19 protein-coding genes are annotated in these 17,631 nt (G+C 63.1%); 10 read left to right on the top strand and 9 right to left on the bottom strand.

Translation table 11 applies throughout. The features are described 5' to 3' along the window. Positions 1 to 221 precede the first annotated feature (221 nt). Entirely contained in the window at positions 222 to 887 is a 666-nt protein-coding gene (locus tag EWM57_RS14175) for a spondin domain-containing protein (protein WP_129921816.1), read from the bottom strand. 83 nt (positions 888 to 970) lie between these two features. Beyond that, the gene (locus tag EWM57_RS14180; protein ID WP_129921817.1) at positions 971 to 1,939 is read right to left on the bottom strand and encodes a YihY/virulence factor BrkB family protein; all 969 of its coding nucleotides are present in this window, start codon (positions 1,937 to 1,939) and stop codon (positions 971 to 973) included. A gap of 159 nt (positions 1,940 to 2,098) precedes the next feature. Between EWM57_RS14180 and EWM57_RS14185 the strand changes: the two genes are divergently transcribed. Continuing rightward, positions 2,099 to 2,914 (top strand): hypothetical protein, encoded by an 816-nt coding sequence (locus tag EWM57_RS14185; RefSeq protein WP_129921818.1) that lies wholly within the window; start codon positions 2,099 to 2,101, stop codon positions 2,912 to 2,914. Positions 2,915 to 3,171: 257 nt separating this feature from the next. On the opposite strand, the gene EWM57_RS14190 is transcribed toward EWM57_RS14185, so the two are convergent. From EWM57_RS14190 to EWM57_RS14200, 3 genes are all read right to left on the bottom strand, one after another. Beyond that, a complete protein-coding gene (locus EWM57_RS14190; protein WP_129921819.1) occupies positions 3,172 to 3,903 on the bottom strand; it encodes a DUF3891 family protein in 732 nt (243 codons plus the stop codon). 121 nt (positions 3,904 to 4,024) lie between these two features. Further along, complete coding sequence (locus tag EWM57_RS14195) at positions 4,025 to 4,231, bottom strand: hypothetical protein (protein WP_129921820.1); 207 nt, start codon at positions 4,229 to 4,231, stop codon at positions 4,025 to 4,027. Positions 4,232 to 4,519: 288 nt separating this feature from the next. Then, positions 4,520 to 5,506, bottom strand: coding sequence for an NAD-dependent epimerase/dehydratase family protein (locus tag EWM57_RS14200; RefSeq protein ID WP_129921821.1), 987 nt, complete (start codon positions 5,504 to 5,506; stop codon positions 4,520 to 4,522). A gap of 142 nt (positions 5,507 to 5,648) precedes the next feature. On the opposite strand from EWM57_RS14200, the gene EWM57_RS14205 reads away from it, so the two are divergent. Together EWM57_RS14205 and kbl are read left to right on the top strand one after the other, a co-directional pair. Continuing rightward, positions 5,649 to 6,698 carry a patatin-like phospholipase family protein gene (locus EWM57_RS14205; RefSeq protein WP_129921822.1) on the top strand — a complete coding sequence of 350 codons (1,050 nt, stop codon included), beginning with the start codon at positions 5,649 to 5,651 and terminating at the stop codon, positions 6,696 to 6,698. A gap of 90 nt (positions 6,699 to 6,788) precedes the next feature. After that, positions 6,789 to 8,036: a glycine C-acetyltransferase gene (gene kbl / locus EWM57_RS14210; protein WP_129921823.1), complete on the top strand. Its 1,248-nt coding sequence runs from the start codon at positions 6,789 to 6,791 to the stop codon at positions 8,034 to 8,036. Between the two features lie 88 nt (positions 8,037 to 8,124). On the opposite strand, the gene cdaA is transcribed toward kbl, so the two are convergent. Next, positions 8,125 to 8,964, bottom strand: coding sequence for a diadenylate cyclase CdaA (gene cdaA / locus EWM57_RS14215; protein ID WP_129921824.1), 840 nt, complete (start codon positions 8,962 to 8,964; stop codon positions 8,125 to 8,127). Then, complete coding sequence (folP, locus tag EWM57_RS14220; protein ID WP_317128190.1) at positions 8,961 to 9,788, bottom strand: dihydropteroate synthase; 828 nt, start codon at positions 9,786 to 9,788, stop codon at positions 8,961 to 8,963. The genes cdaA and folP overlap by 4 nt, the downstream gene beginning before the upstream one ends. 260 nt (positions 9,789 to 10,048) lie before the next feature. Between folP and EWM57_RS14225 the strand changes: the two genes are divergently transcribed. The 7 genes from EWM57_RS14225 to EWM57_RS14255 all read left to right on the top strand — a co-directional run bounded on the left by EWM57_RS14225 (position 10,049) and on the right by EWM57_RS14255 (position 16,256). After that, positions 10,049 to 10,594, top strand: a complete 546-nt coding sequence (locus EWM57_RS14225; protein ID WP_129921826.1) for a DUF1599 domain-containing protein — start codon at positions 10,049 to 10,051, stop codon at positions 10,592 to 10,594. 135 nt (positions 10,595 to 10,729) lie between these two features. After that, positions 10,730 to 11,830 (top strand): BT_3928 family protein, encoded by a 1,101-nt coding sequence (locus tag EWM57_RS14230; RefSeq protein WP_129921827.1) that lies wholly within the window; start codon positions 10,730 to 10,732, stop codon positions 11,828 to 11,830. 102 nt (positions 11,831 to 11,932) lie between these two features. Further along, positions 11,933 to 12,988 carry an ABC transporter permease gene (locus EWM57_RS14235; protein ID WP_129921828.1) on the top strand — a complete coding sequence of 352 codons (1,056 nt, stop codon included), beginning with the start codon at positions 11,933 to 11,935 and terminating at the stop codon, positions 12,986 to 12,988. Positions 12,989 to 13,023: 35 nt separating this feature from the next. After that, entirely contained in the window at positions 13,024 to 13,794 is a 771-nt protein-coding gene (locus tag EWM57_RS14240) for a nucleotidyltransferase domain-containing protein (RefSeq protein WP_129921829.1), read from the top strand. Between the two features lie 41 nt (positions 13,795 to 13,835). Beyond that, entirely contained in the window at positions 13,836 to 14,924 is a 1,089-nt protein-coding gene (locus tag EWM57_RS14245; protein ID WP_242510076.1) for a DNA polymerase beta superfamily protein, read from the top strand. A gap of 40 nt (positions 14,925 to 14,964) precedes the next feature. After that, positions 14,965 to 15,495, top strand: coding sequence for a shikimate kinase (locus tag EWM57_RS14250; RefSeq protein WP_129921830.1), 531 nt, complete (start codon positions 14,965 to 14,967; stop codon positions 15,493 to 15,495). Positions 15,496 to 15,572: 77 nt separating this feature from the next. Beyond that, positions 15,573 to 16,256, top strand: a complete 684-nt coding sequence (locus EWM57_RS14255; RefSeq protein WP_129921831.1) for a sterol desaturase family protein — start codon at positions 15,573 to 15,575, stop codon at positions 16,254 to 16,256. 73 nt (positions 16,257 to 16,329) lie between these two features. Here EWM57_RS14255 and EWM57_RS21190 read toward each other — a convergent pair whose 3' ends face one another. Both EWM57_RS21190 and EWM57_RS14260 read right to left on the bottom strand, forming a co-directional pair. Continuing rightward, complete coding sequence (locus EWM57_RS21190) at positions 16,330 to 16,500, bottom strand: hypothetical protein (RefSeq protein WP_165370521.1); 171 nt, start codon at positions 16,498 to 16,500, stop codon at positions 16,330 to 16,332. 142 nt (positions 16,501 to 16,642) lie between these two features. After that, entirely contained in the window at positions 16,643 to 17,590 is a 948-nt protein-coding gene (locus tag EWM57_RS14260) for a radical SAM protein (protein WP_129921832.1), read from the bottom strand. Positions 17,591 to 17,631: the final 41 nt, after the last annotated feature.

The raw sequence follows: 17,631 nt of genomic DNA on the forward strand, positions 1-17,631 counted from the left end.
TCGCTGGACATCTTCCTGGGCCCTTCCTACAACGGTGGCAGCATCGAAGTGAAGAGCACCAGCAACGGCAACGGCACGTTCGATGCCGGCCCGCTCACCGGCTTCGGCGTCCGCACCGGCATCACCTTCGGTCTGGCTTTCTAGACCCGGCCCCCGCTGCTTACCCCAGCAAAAAGCCCCGGCGCAGCATTGCGTCGGGGCTTTTTGCTCGTTACAAAAGCCTATTTGAGCAATTCCAGCACGAAATAACCGTAAGGCGCCGGGCTCCAGCCGGGCATGAGCTGAATCGGGGCGGCAGGCGTAGTGGGTTGGTCGGAGGCGGTGTAGGTGGGGCCACTATCGGTGCCGGCATCGTAGAAGCGGGCCGCGACGCGGCGGGTGCTGGCCCAGCCATCGGCAGAGAGTAATACTTCGGAGTCGAGAGCGGCAAACCAGTCGGGACTGGGCGCAATCATCGTCACGACCGACACGGCCGGCTGGTCGAGGCGCAAGCGGACAGTGTCGGTGAGCACGCCGGGGGAGCTGACGGCCGTGCGGCCATCGAGCAGTCGGAAGGCGTGACCCTGACTGATGAGGGCATTGATTTCGGCGCGTAGGGCCGCGTTGCTGCCGAGCTCCGCCATGTTTTTGATGCCCGGGCTAGCCAGGTTACCGACCTGAAAGAAGCGTCCGGGACCTGAAGCAGCGTGGCTGGCGCCAATAAGCGGGGAGAAGTGGGCACCCACCGGGTAGTCGCCGGGATGCGTGGCGGCACTCCAAGTGGCCTCAAACGTAACCCGGTACAGAGCCGTGGCGGATGGCTGGGGACGCACCCAGTCGACGTCGGTGGCAGTGCGGTGGCAGGCCAGCAGCGTCGGCAGCAGTAGCAGGGGGAGAAGTCGGTTCATGGCGGGGCCGGGCTGATTAGCAACACTAACGCCAGACCAGGGCCTGCGGATTGTGCCGGCCCCCGAAAAAAGAGCGGCTATTTTCAGGCCCGGAACCGGCCCGTGGAGCGGGGGCGGCCAGTGGTAATTTCCTCCTTGCTTTCACCCTCGGGAATTTCACGGGTTTCGATGCGCACGGCGTGGGCCTTGGGCTGCACGCGCTGCCCGAAGGCGTCGGCAAATTCCTGGGTGAACTCGGCTCCGAAGAAGATAATCAGGGACGAGTAGTTCACCCACAGCAGCAGTACGATGGCCGAGCCGGCGGCCCCGAAGGCCGAGCCGGGATTGGCATAGGTGATGTAGGCTGCAATGAGGTACTTGCCGAGCATAAACAGCAGGGCCGTAATAAAGGCGCCTACGCCCACGTCGCGCCAGCGGATGATGGCGTCGGGTAAAAACCGGTAAATCAGGGCAAACAGCAGGGTGGTGATGAAGAGCGAAAGCACAAAGTCGATGCCGTGGATGAGCAGCACCGTGACTTCGGGCAGCAGGCGCTGCAGATAATCGGTGAAGGCCGACAGCACGGCGCTGATGACAAACGAAATCAGCAGCAGCAGGGCTACGCTCAGGATCAGGCCGAACGACAAGAACCGGTCGTGCACAAACTGCCAGATGCCGTTGCGGGGCTTCACCTTCAGATTCCAGATGTCGTTGATGCTTTCCTGCAGGGTCACGAAAAACGTGGTGGCGGCAAAAATCAAGGTGCCGATGCCCAGCACCGCCGCGAAGCCGCTGCGTTCCTGCTGGTTGAATTCGTTGATATTATCCTGGATGAACTTGGCTGTGTCGGCGCCCACGAGGCCTTTCATCTGGGCGTACACTTCCCCCGTAATGGCCTCCGACCCAAACAGGGACCCGGCCACGGCAATGACGATGATAAGCAGGGGCGGCAGGGAAAAAACGGTGTAGTACGACAGCGCCGCCGCGTGGCGGAAGGAGTTGTTGTTCATAAACTCGCCCGCCGTCGTTTTCATGATGTCGACAACGTTGGAGAAAGAATAGTGCGTGGCCATGCCGGTGGGTCAGGTGAAGAGTTGCCTCCCTACTACGGGCCGGTTGCGCGGGGCGTTGGCAAAAAACCGGCGGCGGCCAGGTAATTTGCGTACACGTCCGCGGAGTCCCGGCCGCGTCGGCGGCGTCTACTGTTTAGCTTACTGCTCAGCTCGTCTGTTATGAAAAAAACTGTTTTTCGGCCTTGTTTTGCCGCTTTACTGGCAGCTGGCCTGCTGCTGTCGGCTTCCGCCGGCGCCCAGCAACCCACCGCATTCCGGGCCGCCAAAGTGAAGCCCTATCCGGCCGGCACCGGCTTCGATAAAGCTGGCTCCGACGCCAAAGCCCAGGCCCTGGCCGACCGGGTGATGGCGCAGATGGGCGGCTACGAAGCCTGGCAGAGTGCCCACTTCATCGGCTGGAACTTCTTCGGCGACCAGTACCAGGTCTGGGACAAGTACACCGGCGACTTTCACTGGCAGAAGGGCGACCTGGTGGCCAACTACAACCTGAACACCAAGGTGGGCCACGCCTACAAGGCCGGGCAGGACATCAGCACGACCGAGGAGGGCAAGAAGTTGCTCGACAAGATGTACCCGGTGTGGGTGAACAACTCCTGGTGGCTGGTAATGCCCTTCAAGCTCAAGGACTCGGGCGTGACGCTGACTTCGAAAGGCGCGGGCAAGCTGATGGACGGCACGGCCGCCGAGGTGCTCAACATGACGTTTAAGAACGTGGGCGTGACGCCCGACAACAAGTACGAGCTGCTGGTCAACCCCAAAACCAACCTCATTGAGGAGTGGGCCTACTTTCCCAAGGCCACCGACGCCCAGCCCGCCTTCCGCCGCCGTTGGAGCGAGTACAAGCCCTACGGCCCCATCCTGCTCGCCGCCGACCGCACCGACGGCAAGGACGGCCGCCGCCTCGACCATCTGGCCGTCGTCAATTCTGTCCCCGCCGGCCTCATGCAAAGCCCCACGCCGGTGGAGAAATTGTGAGGTGGTGAACTGGTGCGTTGTCGTTCGGGTGATGGGCCGGTCATGGTGAGGCGCCAGCTGAAGCAAAGCGTCTTCTGATGTGTAAGCAGCTCCTTTCCTGCAAAAAGCCCCGGCGTATGCATACGCCGGGGCTTTTCAGTTTACGGGGTTCAGCGTGTTGTCCAGAACGAATTGCTTCGCGTTGCTCGCCATGACAGAAGGCACAACCGGAACCGCGCCGGTCGGACGACAACGCGCCAGCTCACCACCTCACCCTTTCACAGTTTTGCTACTTCCCAGTTCAGCGTTTCGATGGGGGCTTCGCGCAGGGCGGCAGCTAGTTCGGTGTCGTCTTTGAACTGGAGCTGGGCGAGCAGGCTGGCTTCGACGCTCAGGGTAAACTGCTGGGCTTTGAACGGCCAGGGCGTGACGGTGAGGGGGCCGTCGGGGGCGGGGCGGCGCACGTCGTAGCGCTGGCCGTCGGCGCCGGTGTAGATTTCTAGGGCCCGGCTCATTTCGGGTAGCTCCTGCCGACACAGAATCAGGCTGAGCCGGTCGCACCAGTGCATCAGGTCGTAGGCGCGCTGGGCTTCCGGCTTGCTCACTTTCAGCTGCCGCCGCCAAGCCTGCTGGCTGGCGCGCTGCTCATCCAGGAAGGCGTCGGTAGCCGGGTTCTGCCCGCGCAGGGGTTCGTAGAGCGTGCTCAGGTGCAGGCTGGTCAGCAGGCAGCGCCACCGGCCCTGAAACCGCGCGGCTTTCATGACGCCCCGGGCTTGTTCGAGCGAAAATTCCTGGAGCGAAAAGTCGGCGGGAGCCCCGGCGGGCGTCAGGCCGTAGTGTCCGTCCCAGGTGGGCTGCTCGTCGTCGTGCTGGGCAATGGCGGCCAGGATGCTCACCCACCGGTCGGCGGGCCCAAACGGCTCCCAGTGCCAGGCCAGCTGGGCCGCCAGCAGGGCGTGGGCCTGCTGGTAGATGATTTGCCAGCCGGCATTGGTCAGGTTTACAATCATATGCTAAAGGCGTTCAGACTCAAAAACGTGACCGACGACCGGAGGTTTGCTGTCAATCAAGGAAAACAAAAACGCCCCACCAAAGAAGGCGGGGCGGGTAAGTGGCCGTGATGACCAAGCATCAGGAAGTGACGGAAGTAGTGGCGGCTATATGCTGGAGCAATTGTTCGGCCCAATAGGCCGGGAGCTCAATGTTGACGCCCCCAACCCGAAACCGGCCGGGCGTGTACTCCGTGTCGCTAAAGCTTGTAACCTGGAATGGGGCCGGCGTCTGTAGGATTTCGATGTCGGTATAAGGAATCTGGACTACCAGGCCCGATAAATCCATATTCTGAAGTATCCAGCACTGGGCTTCAAATCTGAACCTAAGTCCGTTGTTATACTGGACGGGGCCTACTACACCCGACAGGTATTCAGTGGGACGGATGACTTGTGCTATTCCGTACTGCTGGTGTAGCTGCTGCCAGCCCGGTTGAAACGGGTTGAAAAAGCGAACCAAGCCCCGGCGTGTCAGCGTCCTAAAGAAAAACCGGATACACAGGAAGGCCAGGCCAAGTTGGATGACAGTCCCACCAATCGATACCAAAGCAGTTCCCAGGTTCAACAACATGCGCTTCTACTTCAGCACCAAGGCTTCCTTCAAATGCAGCAGCATGTCGGCCGTCATCTTGTCGAGGTCGAAGTCGGGCTGCCAGCCCCAGTCCTGGCGGGCGCGGGAGTCGTCGATGCTGGCGGGCCAGGAGTCGGCAATCTGCTGGCGCGAATCGGGCTGGTAAGTAACCTGGAAGTCGGGGATATGGCGCTGGATGCTGGCCGTAATTTCCCGGGGGCTGAAGCTCATGGCGCCTAGGTTGTACGACGAGCGAATCTTGATCTGCTCGGCCGGCGCGTGCATCAGGTCGAGCGTCGCCTTCAGTGCGTCGGGCATGTACATCATCGGCAGGTAGGTGTCTTCGGAGAGGAAGCACTCATAATTCTGTCCGGCCACGGCCTTGTGGTAGATGTCGACGGCGTAGTCGGTGGTGCCGCCGCCGGGCAGGCTCTTGTAGCCAATCAGGCCGGGGTAGCGCAGGCTGCGCACGTCCAGGCCGTGCTTACGGAAGTACCACTCGCACCACTGTTCCCCGGCCAGCTTGCTGATGCCGTACACCGTGTTGGGGTTCATGATGGTGAGCTGGGGCGTATTGTCGCGGGGCGTATCGGGGCCAAACACGGCAATGGAGCTGGGCCAGTACACCTGCTGCACGCCCAAATCCACGGAGGCGTCGAGCACGTTGAACAGGCCGTCCATGTTGAGCTGCCAGCCAAACTTGGGGTTTTTCTCCGCCGTGGCCGACAGTAGCGCCGCCAAGTGGTACACCTGCTTGGGCTTGTACTGGCGCATCACGTCTTCCAGGCGGTTTTTATCGAGCACGTCGAGCAGCTCGAAGGGGCCGGCCTGCTGGGTTTCAACGTCTTTGGGGGCGCGCACGTCGGCGGCTACCACGTTGGAGGCGCCGTAGCGCTGCCGCAGCTCCTGGGTGAGCTCGAGGCCCAGCTGGCCGCCGGCGCCGATAACGAGGATGGTGTCGCCGGGAGTGGCGGAAGGGCTGGATGTGCTCATTCGGAAGAGTTGGGGGAAAAGGGTGGGGAAGGAATGCAAAGATACGGTGCGGCCCGGCTTTGGGTGGCATCCGGTGGGCGCGTCTGCTGCTCGCAACCCTCCGCCGGCGTTTGGTATCCTTGCCTTATCTTAATCGGCTCCTATGCGCTACTCTCTTCTTTTTGCCGGACTGCTGAGTCTGCCCCAGGCCGCCGCGGCCCAGGCGCTACTGCCCGCCGCCCGCCCCGCCTACCGCAACCTCGTGATGGAAGGCGGGGGCATCCGGGGCATTGCCTACGGTGGCGCCCTGGCGGAGCTCGAAACCAAGGGCGTGCTGGCCGGGATTCAGCGGGTCGGCGGCACCTCGGCGGGCGCCATTCAGGCGGCCCTGCTGGCGGTGGGCTACACGCCGGCCGAAATTATCCGCGTCGTCAACGAGATGCCGGTGCAGCGGCTCAACGACGGGCGCCTGATTTTCTTCGGAGGCAGCACCCGCCTGATTACGCAGTACGGCTGGTACCGCGGCGACCAGTTTACGCGCTTCATGGGCGAGCTGGTGGCCCGCAAAACCGGTTCGGCCGACCTCACCCTGGGCCAGCTCCACGACTTAGCAAAGCAGGGCAAAGGCCGCGACCTGTACGTGACGGGCACCAACCTGACCCGCCAGCAGGTGCAGGTGTTCAGCTACGAAACCCACCCCGACCTGCGCGTGGCCGACGCCGTGCGCATCAGCATGAGCATCCCGCTGTATTTCCGCGCCGTGCTCCTCGACCAGCAGGGCCACGTGGTGCGGCAGCCCGCCCGCAATCAGGCGGTGGAAGTATTGGTCGATGGAGGACTGCTGGCCAACTACCCCCTGGATTTATTTGACCAACCCCGCTACCTGCCCGCCGGCGCTACGGGCGGTGTGAATCCCGAAACCCTGGGTTTGCGCCTCGACCGGCCCGAGCAACTTGCCTACGACACCACGGCCACCGGGCGGCAGCAGCTGGCCCCGTACACTATCAACAGCTTCGGCTCCTACGTCGGGGCTCTCTACAACGTGGCCATCGAAAACCTGAACCCGCCCCACGCCACCGACTGGGCCCGCACCGTCAGCATCAGCACGGCGGGCTTCAATCCCAAGATCAAGCGCATTGCGCCGGCCCAGAAGCAGCAGCTCATGGATAGTGGCCGGGCCGGCGTGCGCGCCTTTCTGGCCCGCCGCCCGTAAGCTCCAGACCCGGGCAGCCCGCAAGGGATGGCGCCAACGGTTACCTTTGCCGTACCCCACTCACAAGTTCACCATTTCACCACTTCACCCATGTACCGCACCCTCCAGCCCGACCTTCAGCAGCAGCTCCAGGAAATCAAAGACAACGGCCTCTACAAACAGGAGCGCGTGATTACCTCGCCCCAGGGCGCCGAAATTGAAACGGCCGAAGCAGGAGAGGTGCTGAACTTCTGCGCCAACAACTACCTGGGCCTCTCGTCCCACCCCGAGGTTATCAAGGCGGCCAAGCACGCCATCGACACCCACGGCTACGGCATGTCGTCGGTGCGCTTTATCTGCGGCACCCAGGACATTCACAAGGAGCTGGAAGCCAAGCTGGCCGAGTTTCTGGGCACCGAGGATACCATCCTCTACGCCGCCGCCTTCGACGCCAACGGCGGGGTGTTCGAGCCCCTGTTCAACGAGCAGGATGCCATTATCAGTGATGCCCTGAACCACGCTTCCATCATCGACGGCGTGCGCCTGTGCAAGGCCCAGCGCTACCGCTACACCCACAACGACATGGCCGACCTGGAAGCCCAGCTCCAGGACGCGGTGGCCAAGGGCACCCGCCACCGCATCATCGTCACCGACGGCTCGTTCAGCATGGACGGCACCATTGCCCAGCTCGACAAAATCTGCGACCTGGCCGACAAGTACCAGGCCCTGGTCATGATTGACGAGTGCCACTCGATGGGCTTCCTGGGCAAAACCGGCCGCGGCACCCACGAGTACCGCAATGTGCTGGGCCGCGTCGACATTATCACCGGCACGCTGGGTAAGGCGTTGGGCGGGGCCATGGGCGGCTTCACCTCGGGCCGCAAGGAAATCATCGACATGCTGCGTCAGCGCAGCCGCCCGTACTTGTTTTCCAACACCCTGGCCCCGGCCATCGTGGGCGCCTCGCTGCGGGTGCTGGAGCTGCTCACCGAAAGCACCCAGCTCCGCGACCAGCTCGAGGAAAACACCAAGTACTTCCGCGAGAAAATGACGGCCGCCGGCTTCGACATCAAACCCGGCGAGCATCCTATCGTGCCCGTCATGCTCTACGACGCCAAGCTCAGCCAGGAATTCGCGGCTAAAATGCTGGAAAAGGGCATTTATGTAGTCGGTTTCTACTTCCCCGTGGTGCCCAAGGGCCAGGCCCGCATCCGGGTGCAGCTCTCGGCCGCCCACACCCGCGCCCACCTCGACAAGGCCATTGCCGCGTTCATCGAAGTCGGTAAGGAGCTGGGCACGCTCAAGGACCGCTCGGCCCAGCAGCCCGAAGCCGGGCAAATCGTGACCAACACGCCGTAAACAAGCTATTTGGACGTAGAAATAGGGCTGACTATCCTGTTGATAGTCAGCCCTCTTTTTTGATTGCGGAGGTAAAGGCCGCCGCTGTTTATGCCGCTACTTCGGCCGCCGTGGACGCCGAGGCGCTGGCGGCTTTGGCCTGCACGTCGAAGAGGAACTCGTTGAGGCGGGCGCGCAGGTCCGACGACGACAGGTTGCGGAACACTTCCCCGCCGCGCACGAGCGAAATCTGCCCGGTTTCCTCGCTCACCACCAGCACCACCGCGTCCGTGACTTCGGTCAAGCCGATGGCGGCGCGGTGGCGCAACCCCACAGAGGCGGGCACGTCGGGGTTTTCGCTCACCGGCAGAATGCAGCGGGCCGCCTTGATGCGGTTGTCGGCAATGATGACGGCGCCGTCGTGCAGGGGGCTGGTTTTGTTGAAGATGGACATCAGCAGGCGCTTGCTCACGGCCGCGTCAATCAGGTCGCCGGAGTCGGCGAAAAACTTCAGGTCGGAGGCCATCTGGAAGGCAATCAGGGCCCCGGTATTTTTACCGGCCAGGCTCTTGGCCGCTTCTACGAAGGGCGTCACGCTGATGCGCTCCGCGGGTTCTTCGCGCCGCCAGGGAAAGGTCAGCATCCGGTCAAAGGCCGTGGCCTTGCCGATGGTGAGCAGGAAGCGGCGGATTTCCTGCTGAAACAAGATGATGCTGGCCAGCACGCCCACGCTCATAAACTGCCCCAGGATGCTGGTCAGCAGCTCCATGCCGGCGGCTTTCACCACCAGATACAGCAGGTACACCGACATCAGGCCCAGGAAAACCTTCAGCGCAACGCTTCCCGTCAGCAGCTTGTAGAGCTGATAAAACAGCGCCGTGACCAGCACCACGTCCACGACGTCGATCCAGCCAATGCGCAGAAAGCCGATGCTGAAGGAGCCTGTCACGGAGAAGTTGAAGAGTAAGTGTTGGCCACGAGCCGGATGGTTTGCACAGCTTCCGGTACGTCGTGTACGCGCAGCAGGCTAACGCCGTTGAGCAGCGCCATGGTATTGACGGCCACCGTGCCGGGCAGCGCGGCCTCGGGCGTCAGGCCCAGGGGCCGGTAGAGCATGGCCTTGCGGGAGAGGCCCGCCAGCATGGGCAGCCCGAACAGCTCCAGCTCCCGCAGCCGCCCCAGCAGTTCGTGGTTCTGCTCAGCGTTCTTGGCGAAGCCGAAGCCCGGGTCGAGTACCACGTCGGCCACGCCGGCGGCGCGCAGGGCGGCCAGCTTGTCGCGGAAGTAGCGCACCAGCTCGGGCACGAGGCCGTCGGGGTAGTCGGTGAGCGTGGTCATGGTCTGGGGCGTGCCGCGCATGTGCATCAGCACGTAGGGCACCTGCAGGCGGCCGGCGGTGGCAAACATATCCGCGTCGAGCTCCCCGCCGCTGATATCGTTGAGAATGTCGGCGCCCGCCGCCACGGCTGCCGCCGCCACGCTGCTGCGGAAGGTGTCGACGGAAATAAAGGCCTCGGGAAAAGCACGGCGCACGGCTTCCACGGCGGGTAGCAGGCGCTGCATTTCTTCCTCCTCCGTCACGTGTTCGGCGCCGGGGCGGGAAGAATAGCCCCCCAGGTCCAGCACCGCGGCGCCGGCCTGCAGCATGGCCTCGGCCCGGCCCAGCAAGTCGGTGTGGTCGGGCGTGGCGGCACTGACGCGGCTGGCGGCGAAGAACGAGTCGGGGGTCAGATTGAGGATGCCCATCACCTGCGGCCGCCGCAAATCCAGCACGCGCCCCCCCGGACAACGCAGGGTTTGCCTCAGGGAAAAACACGTATCTTTCGCAGCCTGGAGCATGATTTTGGGCGTTTCTGTTCGTTGGGCCGCGGTGGGGGCCACTAGCCGCGGCATCGGGCTCGGCCCGCGCGGCTGCCCCACCTGGCCGCCGTGCTGCCGGCTTGGGCAACGGACGCACAGCACAAACGGTACCTTCTCAAACGACGGCGCTTTTCACAAACGGTGTCGTTTCTCAACAAAATAGGCTGAAAATTTTGAGTAACCAAACCCAGCACGAGTACGACCGGGTAATCGGGCAGTGCCGGACGTTGTTTCTGGCCAAAGCCCACGACTACGGCACCGCCTGGCGCATCATGCGCCTGCCCAGCATCACCGACCAGATTTACATCAAGGCCCAGCGCATCCGCTCGATTCAGGAGAAGGGCATGCAGCTCGTGGCCGACGGCGTGGACGAGGAGTTCGTGGCCATCGTCAACTACTGCCTCATTGCCCTGATGCAGTTGAGTCTGCCCGAGGATGCGCCCCTGGATCTGGACCCGGCCGAGGTAGCCCGGGCCTACGACGAGCAGGTGGAGGAAAATCGTCGGCTGCTGTTTGCCAAAAACCACGACTATGGTGAGGCTTGGCGGCAGATGCGGGTAGAAAGCATCACCGACATTATCCTGATGAAGCTGCACCGTACCAAGCAGATTGAGGATCTGGCCGGGGCTACCCGGGTGTCGGAGGGCGTGGAGGCCAACTACCGGGACATGCTCAACTACGCCGCGTTTGTGTTGATCAAAAAAGGCCTGGGAGCCTAGGAATTCGGGGGTTTAGGGTGTTGGCTTTTGGTTAACTACCTTCGAATCCTCGTATGCTGGTCGGATCGGCGGCGCCGCCAAGAGCCCGGCCCGTTGGCTTTCCCAGACCTCAAGACCCTAAGTCCTTACGTCCTCATGAAACTCATTACCCGCATCTGCTGGCTGCTGCTCGGCGTTATCTTCGTTTTCTCGGGCCTGATCAAGCTCAATGACCCGGTTGGCACGGCCCTGAAGCTGGAGGAGTATTTCGAGGTGTTTGCCCAGGATTTCGGCAAGTTCTTCCTGGTTTTTAAGAGCAGCGCCCGCACCATTTCCATCATGCTGAGCTCGTTGGAAGTGATTCTGGGCGTGGCCGTGCTGCTGCGCTGGCACCTGCGCCTCACCCTGAAAGTGCTGCTGGCGCTGCTGATTTTCTTCGCCTTCCTGACGTTCTACTCGGCCGCCTTCAACAAGGTCACGGACTGCGGCTGCTTCGGCGACTTTATCAAGCTCACGCCCTGGGCCTCGTTTGCCAAGGACATGTTCCTGCTCGGGCTCTGGCTGGTGGTGTTCTTCAACTTCCGCTACCTGCGCCGGGTGTTTGCCCACGGGCAGCTGGGCGTGATGTACATGACCATTGCCTCGGCCGTGGCCATCGGCATCGGGGTGCGCGCCCTGGGCCACTTGCCCTACTTCGATTTTCTGCCCTACAAGGTCGGCAACGACATCGGCAAGCTCATGAAGCCCTCCGAGCCCATGCGCTACAAATACATCATGGAGCGCAACGGCGAAACCAAGGAGTTCACCGAGTACCCCACCGACTCGACCTGGAAGTACAAGCAGATGGTGAGTATGAATCCTGAGGCGGCGCCCAAAATCACCGACTTCCGGGTCTGGAACGACGCCGGCGACTACACCCAGGAGCTGCTCAAGGGCAACAAGCTGGTGCTCATCGTGCAGGGCACCGACAAGGCCGACCGGGACCGGTTTCTGCAGATCAATCAGCTGATTTTGTCGGCCGACTCGTCGAAGAAGAAAATCACGCCCCTGATTCTGACCAGCAGCAGCCCTTCGGACTTCGACGCCTTCCGCCACGACGTGAACCTGTCGGCCCCGTTCTACTACGCCGACGCCACGGTGCTTAAGTCCATGATTCGCTCCAACCCCGGCTTTATCCTGCTCCAAGACGGCGTGGTGAAAGGCAAGTTCCACTACCACGACATTCCCACCCGCGCCAAGCTGGAGGAGCTGCTTTAAGTCTTTGGTTGTCAGTTGCTAGTTGTCAGTTGTTAGGTCGTTCAAGAACTGAAAACTGACAACTAACAACTAGCAACTGACAACTAACAGTTGACAACGGATATGATTTCCTTTCTGCTGCGTCGTTTGGGCCAAGGGGTGCTGGTGCTGCTGGGCGTGGCCCTGACGGTGTTCTTCCTGTTTGCGGTGCTGCCCGGCGACCCGGTGGCGCTGCTGGCCGGCCAACGCTCGGACCCCGCCACCCGCGCCGCCATTGCCGCCGACCTGGGCCTCGACCAGCCCTTGCCCGTGCAGCTGGGCAGCTACCTCAACGACGTGTCGCCGCTGGGCCTGCACCCGCGCGACTCGGCCGGGGTGGCCAAGTACGGCGGCGTGGCCCTGCTGCCGCTGGGCCAGAAAAGCCTGGTGCTCAAAACGCCCTACCTGCGCCGCTCTTTCCAGAGCAACAAGGACGTGCTGGCCATCCTGCTCGACCACTTCACCGGTACGCTCTGGCTGGCGCTGGCGGCCATGCTGCTGGCGGCGGTGCTGGGCATCGGCTTCGGCGTGGTAGCGGCCCTGAAGCCCCATTCCTGGCTCGACCGGGCCCTGATTACGACGTCGGTGCTGGGCATCTCGGTGCCTTCGTTCGTAGCCGGCATCCTCATTGCCATGACCTTCGGCTTCTACTGGAGCCACTGGACCGGCCTTAACCTGACCGGGCAACTCTACGAAACCGACCCGTTCAGCGGCCGCCACTTGGTGCTGCGCAACCTCGTGCTGCCAGCCTTTGCCCTGGGCATCCGGCCCCTGGCCGTCATCACCCAGCTCACCCGCAGCTCCATGCTCGACGTGATGAGCCAGGACTACATCCGTACGGCCCGGGCCAAGGGGCTTTCCGGCTACCAAACCGTGGTGGGCCACGCCCTGAAAAATGCGCGGAACCCGGTTATCACGGCCGTGTCGGGCTGGCTGGCTTCGCTGATGGCGGGGGCGTTTTTCATCGAGTACATCTTCAACTGGAAAGGCCTGGGCACCGTCACGCTCCAGGCCGTGCAGAACCTGGACTTTCCCATTGTGATGGGCGCCACCATCTTTATTGCCTTCCTGTTCGTGGTGGTCAATATCGTTGTGGACGTGCTCTACGCCGTGCTGGACCCGCGGGTGAAGCTGGGGTAGAGCAGGGGCCGCCGCCAAACGTTACCTTGCTGCTGATGAACAACCGTATTCGCGCTGCTCTTACCGGCCTGGAGGCCACTCACGGCATTCGGGTGCTGTACGCCTGCGAGTCGGGCAGCCGGGCCTGGGGCTTTCCCTCCCCCGATTCCGACTTCGATGTGCGCTTTATCTACTGCCACCCCGCGGCCTGGTACCTCACCCTCGACGACGGCCCGGATACGCTCAATTTTCCCGTGGATGAGCTGCTGGACCTGGGTGGCTGGGAGCTGCGCAAGGCCCTGAGGCTGCTGCGCGCTTCCAACGCCGCCCCGTTTGAGTGGCTGCAGTCCCCCGTCGTTTACCACCAGGCCCTGGATTTTGCGCCGCGCCTGCGGCCTCTGCTGCCGCGCGCGTTCAACCTGCGGGCCGGGCTGCACCACTACCTGGGCCTCGTGCGCCGGGGCCTGGAAACCGATCTGACGGCTGAGTCGGTGCGGCTGAAGCGGCTATTTTACGCCCTGCGTTCAGCACTGGCGGCCCACTGGATTCGGCTCAGGCAGAGCGTACCGCCCATGGACTTTGGGTCTCTGGCGGCGGTGCTGCCCGCGGAACTGCGCGCTGAGGTGCAGTTGCTGCTGGCGCAGAAAGCCCAGGCCGTGGACAAGGCAACCGTTGCCCTGACGCCCGGGCTGCGCGCCTTTCTGGAGCAGGAATACGCCGCCGGCCAGGCCGTGCGTACCGCGCTGCCCGTGCCCACCGACTTCGCAGTGGCCGCCGAGCTGAATGCGTTGTTTCCGGCGCTGCTGGCCGCGGCCTTTCCGCAGTAGCCCGGCCGAAAGCAGCCCTCCGGGTCCGTATCTTTCGCCTTATGCTGGATATCGACTACCTGCGGCAACACAACCTGATTCTGTTCGAAGCCATCAGCGGCAGCCGGGCTTACGGCACCGACCTGCCCCACTCCGATACCGACCTAAAGGGCGTGTTTGTGCTGCCTGAGGCGGACTTCTTCGGGCTGGACTATGTGCCCCAGGTCGCCAATGCCACCAACGACGAGGTGTTCTACGAGCTGCGCCGCTTCGTGGAGCTGCTGCTCAAAAACAACCCCACCGCCCTGGAAATCCTGGGTACGCCGCCCGACTGCGTGGTGTATCAGCACCCGCTGTTCTCGGCGTTCCGGCCCGAGAATTTTCTGTCCCGGCTCTGCCGCCAAACCTTCGCCGAGTACGCCGTGGCGCAGATTCGCAAGGCCCGGGGGCTCAACAAGAAAATCAACAACCCCGAACCCCCGGCCCGCAAGTCGGTGCTAGACTTCTGCTACGTGACGGTGGGGGCAGGAGCCATGCCGGCCGAGAAGTGGCTACTGCGCCGGGGCGTGGCGGCCGCGCAGTGCGGGCTGGCCAACGTGCCCCACCTCGTGGACCTGTACGCCCTGTTTGTAGCGCCCGACCCGGCCAGCTCGCTGGGCTACCGGGGCCTCGTGCGCGACCCGGAAACCTCCAACGACGTGCTGCTGTCGGCCGTGCCCAAGGGCGAGGTGCCGGAGGCCTACCTGTCGTTCAACCGCAACGGCTACTCCACCTACTGCCGCGTGTACAAGGAATACTGGGACTGGGTGGGCCGGCGCAACGCGGAGCGGTACGAAAACACGGTGCAGCACGGCAAGAACTACGACGCCAAAAACATGCTGCACGTGTTCCGGCTGCTGCGCACGGCCCTGGAAATTGCCGCGACCGGCGAGCTGCGCGTGCGCCGGCCCGACCGGGACTTTCTGCTCCGGGTGCGCCGGGGCGAGTTTGAGTACGAAGCCCTGGTGGCCGAAGCCGAAGAGTTGGTAGAGCAGGTGGAGGCGGCCTACGCGCAGTCGGCGCTGCCGGAGGCGCCCGACCGGGCGGCGGCGGAGGAGCTGCTGCGGCGCGTGCGGCGGCAGTTTTACGCCGATTACAACGCTTCAACTTAGGTCCGGATAGGGCTTGCTACCTTTGCCCGACACGTCCGCTATGACCCTTTCCCGCCTTTACCTCATCGGCATGCCCGGCGCCGGCAAAACCACGCTGGGGCGCGCCCTGGCCACGGCCTTCGAGTTGCCCTTCCGCGACCTGGACGAGGAAATCGTGCGGGCCGAAGGGCGCAGCGTGGCCGACATGTTTCGCGCGGAAGGAGAGGCGTACTTCCGCCAGCGCGAGGCCGCCGTGCTGCGGGAGCTGGTGACGCAGCACCCGCGGCTGGTGCTGGCCACCGGCGGGGGCACCCCCTGCTTTCACGACAACCTGCGGGTGCTGCTCGAAACCGGCCTGACGCTGTATCTGGCCGTGGCGGTGCCCGAACTGGTGCAGCGCCTGCAGCACGCGGCCCAGGCCCGGCCCCTGCTGGCCCAGCTGCCCGACCCGGCCGCGCTGGAGGCTCGCCTGAGCGAAACCTTAGCCGCCCGGGAGGGGTTTTACGACCAAGCACCGCTGCGGTGCGCGGCGCCCACCTGCACCGTGGAGGCCGTTCAGCACCTGTTGGCTACGTATCAGGCCAGCGCCTAAGCTGAGCGGGCAGGGGTTGGCGCAGCATTTGCGCGGTGCTGCGTACTTTTGCACCTTCAATCAGCCTGCTCATTCCTATGAATTCCGCTCCTGCTGCTCCCGACACCGATCTGCAACCAACTCCGGTCAAAGCTCCGGCCGCGGTGAAGCCCAAGCATAAGGGCTCGGCCGTGTTGTTTAAGAATCCGGTGCTGGAGCGCCTCTCGCACACGCACATTGCGCTGCCCGTTTCCATCTTCCTCATTACGGCTCTGGTGAGCCTGTACTACGGCTTCTCCAACGGCTTTATCAGCGGGGCATCCGCCTTTGGGCTGTTTCTGGCCGGCTGGTTTTTGTTCTCCTTTGTGGAGTACGCCATGCACCGCTACCTCTACCACATTCCGGCCACCACGCCCGGCCGCATCAAGTTTCAGTACACCATGCACGGCGTGCACCACGAGTTTCCCAAAGACAAGACGCGCTTGGCCATGCCGCCCATCATCACGGTATTCGTCGCCTCGCTGCTGTTCTTTATTTTCCGCTTTATGTTCGGCAGCAACGTCTTTGGCGTGCTGGCCGGCTTCACGTTCGGCTACGCCCTGTACCTGTTTGTGCACTACGCCATCCACATGTACGCCCCGCCCAAGAACTTTCTGAAAGTGTGGTGGACCCACCACGCCCAGCACCACTACCGCCAGGACGAAATTGCCTTCGGTGTATCGTCCACGCTCTGGGACCACATCATCGGGACCATGCCCAGCAAGCAGCGCGCGGGGGAGTAGGCTACCGTATCAGGCAGAAAAAAGGGCGTTTCCGCGAGGAAACGCCCTTTTTTCTTTGGCAAAACGCTAAGGCTTAGCCCCGCATCTTGCGAATGATAAAGCCCACGAGCAGCACGACTAGGAAGATGCCGATAACGGCCGACCAGGCGCCGGCTTTGAAAATGTCACCGGCCAGCTCGCAGCTGCTGAGCGAAAAGGTGAGTAGGATCAGGCAAAGGGCGAAAAAGGAAGAGAAGCGGGTCATAGGTGGAGGGCTCGAAAGTGTGGAAGGGAGAAAATTCCGCAAGTGGAATATAGGATTGATACTTGCCCGGCCCCGAAAAGGTTGACCTCCGCCGGCTGTACCCCCGTTCCTGGCCCCGTTGCCGCGCCCACCGGCGGGCCGGCTACGGGGTGGGCAGCGCGTCGACGGAGTGGCCCAGGTCGCCCAGGGCGGGGTGCTGGCCGAAAAACTCGTCGCACCAGCGGCACACGTTCAGCAGCTCGGCCGTGCGGGCGTGGGCTGCCGCTTCCGGTACGCCCACCGACTCGCCCATCTTCCACGGCTCCCCTTGGTTGAGGCGCTGCATGATTTCGGACTTCGAAGCCCGCAGCAGCACGTCGGCCACCTTTTCCCGGCGGGCGTCGCCGAGCGGAAAGCGGGTGCCGGGGCAGCAGGGGTTGATTTTCCAGAGCTGAATGCTGATTTCCTGGGGCAGCTCGGTGCCGCCCAGAAAGCCCCGGGCCCCGGACAGAATGCTGCAGAAGTTGTGGGTGGGGTCTTTGAGCCAGATGTTTTTTTCCAGGGCCCGCCCCCGGGCCCAGTTGCCGCCCAGCCACATGTCCTCGGTCGCGCCCCAGTACCCCCAGCTCAGCCGGTGGCCTTCGGTCACGTAGCTTTCCTTGTCGATGAGCGGGTCGTGGTCGTCGCCGTTGACGCCCCGGCTTTCGAAGAGGTCGGCCAAAGTCATCAGCCGGGAGCCGGCCAGCTTGTGGTACCGGTCGATGCTGGCAATGTCGAAGCGGGTGACGCCCTTGGCGAGGAGAAAGTCCAGGATTTCGGGCGTGAGCAGGTCGCCGTTGGTTTGGAGCATTACCTGGGTGCGCCCCTGGTATTTTTCCCGCACGGCATCCAGAATAAGGTAGAGCTTGGCCCGGTCGGCCAGGGGCTCCCCGCCGGAAAGAATGAGCCGGTCGACCTGGTCGGGCAGATTCCGCACGATGCGCAGGCAGTCCTGGGCGCTGATGCGGGTGCCCTGGGGCCCGGAGCTGTTGTAGCAATGGTCGCACTTGTCGTTGCAGAGCTGGGTAAACACCCAGTACACGGACTCGCAGTGGTTGAAATCGGTTTTCATGAGGTCAGGGCCTGGAAACCCAGGTAGTAAAAGCCAATGCC

The sequence above is a fragment of the Hymenobacter persicinus genome, assembly GCF_004167665.1.
Classification (GTDB): Bacteria; Bacteroidota; Bacteroidia; order Cytophagales; family Hymenobacteraceae; genus Hymenobacter; species Hymenobacter persicinus.

Excerpts from the sequence above, each read along its gene's own strand:
- EWM57_RS14175 (WP_129921816.1), bottom strand. The coding sequence starts at position 887 with ATGAACCGACTTCTCCCCCTGCTACTGCTGCCGACGCTGCTGGCCTGC.
- EWM57_RS14180 (WP_129921817.1), bottom strand. The coding sequence starts at position 1,939 with ATGGCCACGCACTATTCTTTCTCCAACGTTGTCGACATCATGAAAACG.
- EWM57_RS14185 (WP_129921818.1), top strand. The coding sequence starts at position 2,099 with ATGAAAAAAACTGTTTTTCGGCCTTGTTTTGCCGCTTTACTGGCAGCT.
- EWM57_RS14190 (WP_129921819.1), bottom strand. The coding sequence starts at position 3,903 with ATGATTGTAAACCTGACCAATGCCGGCTGGCAAATCATCTACCAGCAG.
- EWM57_RS14195 (WP_129921820.1), bottom strand. The coding sequence starts at position 4,231 with ATGGATTTATCGGGCCTGGTAGTCCAGATTCCTTATACCGACATCGAA.
- EWM57_RS14200 (WP_129921821.1), bottom strand. The coding sequence starts at position 5,506 with ATGAGCACATCCAGCCCTTCCGCCACTCCCGGCGACACCATCCTCGTT.
- EWM57_RS14205 (WP_129921822.1), top strand. The coding sequence starts at position 5,649 with ATGCGCTACTCTCTTCTTTTTGCCGGACTGCTGAGTCTGCCCCAGGCC.
- kbl (WP_129921823.1), top strand. The coding sequence starts at position 6,789 with ATGTACCGCACCCTCCAGCCCGACCTTCAGCAGCAGCTCCAGGAAATC.
- EWM57_RS14230 (WP_129921827.1), top strand. The coding sequence starts at position 10,730 with ATGAAACTCATTACCCGCATCTGCTGGCTGCTGCTCGGCGTTATCTTC.
- EWM57_RS14235 (WP_129921828.1), top strand. The coding sequence starts at position 11,933 with ATGATTTCCTTTCTGCTGCGTCGTTTGGGCCAAGGGGTGCTGGTGCTG.
- EWM57_RS14240 (WP_129921829.1), top strand. The coding sequence starts at position 13,024 with ATGAACAACCGTATTCGCGCTGCTCTTACCGGCCTGGAGGCCACTCAC.
- EWM57_RS14245 (WP_242510076.1), top strand. The coding sequence starts at position 13,836 with ATGCTGGATATCGACTACCTGCGGCAACACAACCTGATTCTGTTCGAA.
- EWM57_RS14250 (WP_129921830.1), top strand. The coding sequence starts at position 14,965 with ATGACCCTTTCCCGCCTTTACCTCATCGGCATGCCCGGCGCCGGCAAA.
- EWM57_RS14255 (WP_129921831.1), top strand. The coding sequence starts at position 15,573 with ATGAATTCCGCTCCTGCTGCTCCCGACACCGATCTGCAACCAACTCCG.
- EWM57_RS21190 (WP_165370521.1), bottom strand. The coding sequence starts at position 16,500 with ATGACCCGCTTCTCTTCCTTTTTCGCCCTTTGCCTGATCCTACTCACC.
- EWM57_RS14260 (WP_129921832.1), bottom strand. The coding sequence starts at position 17,590 with ATGAAAACCGATTTCAACCACTGCGAGTCCGTGTACTGGGTGTTTACC.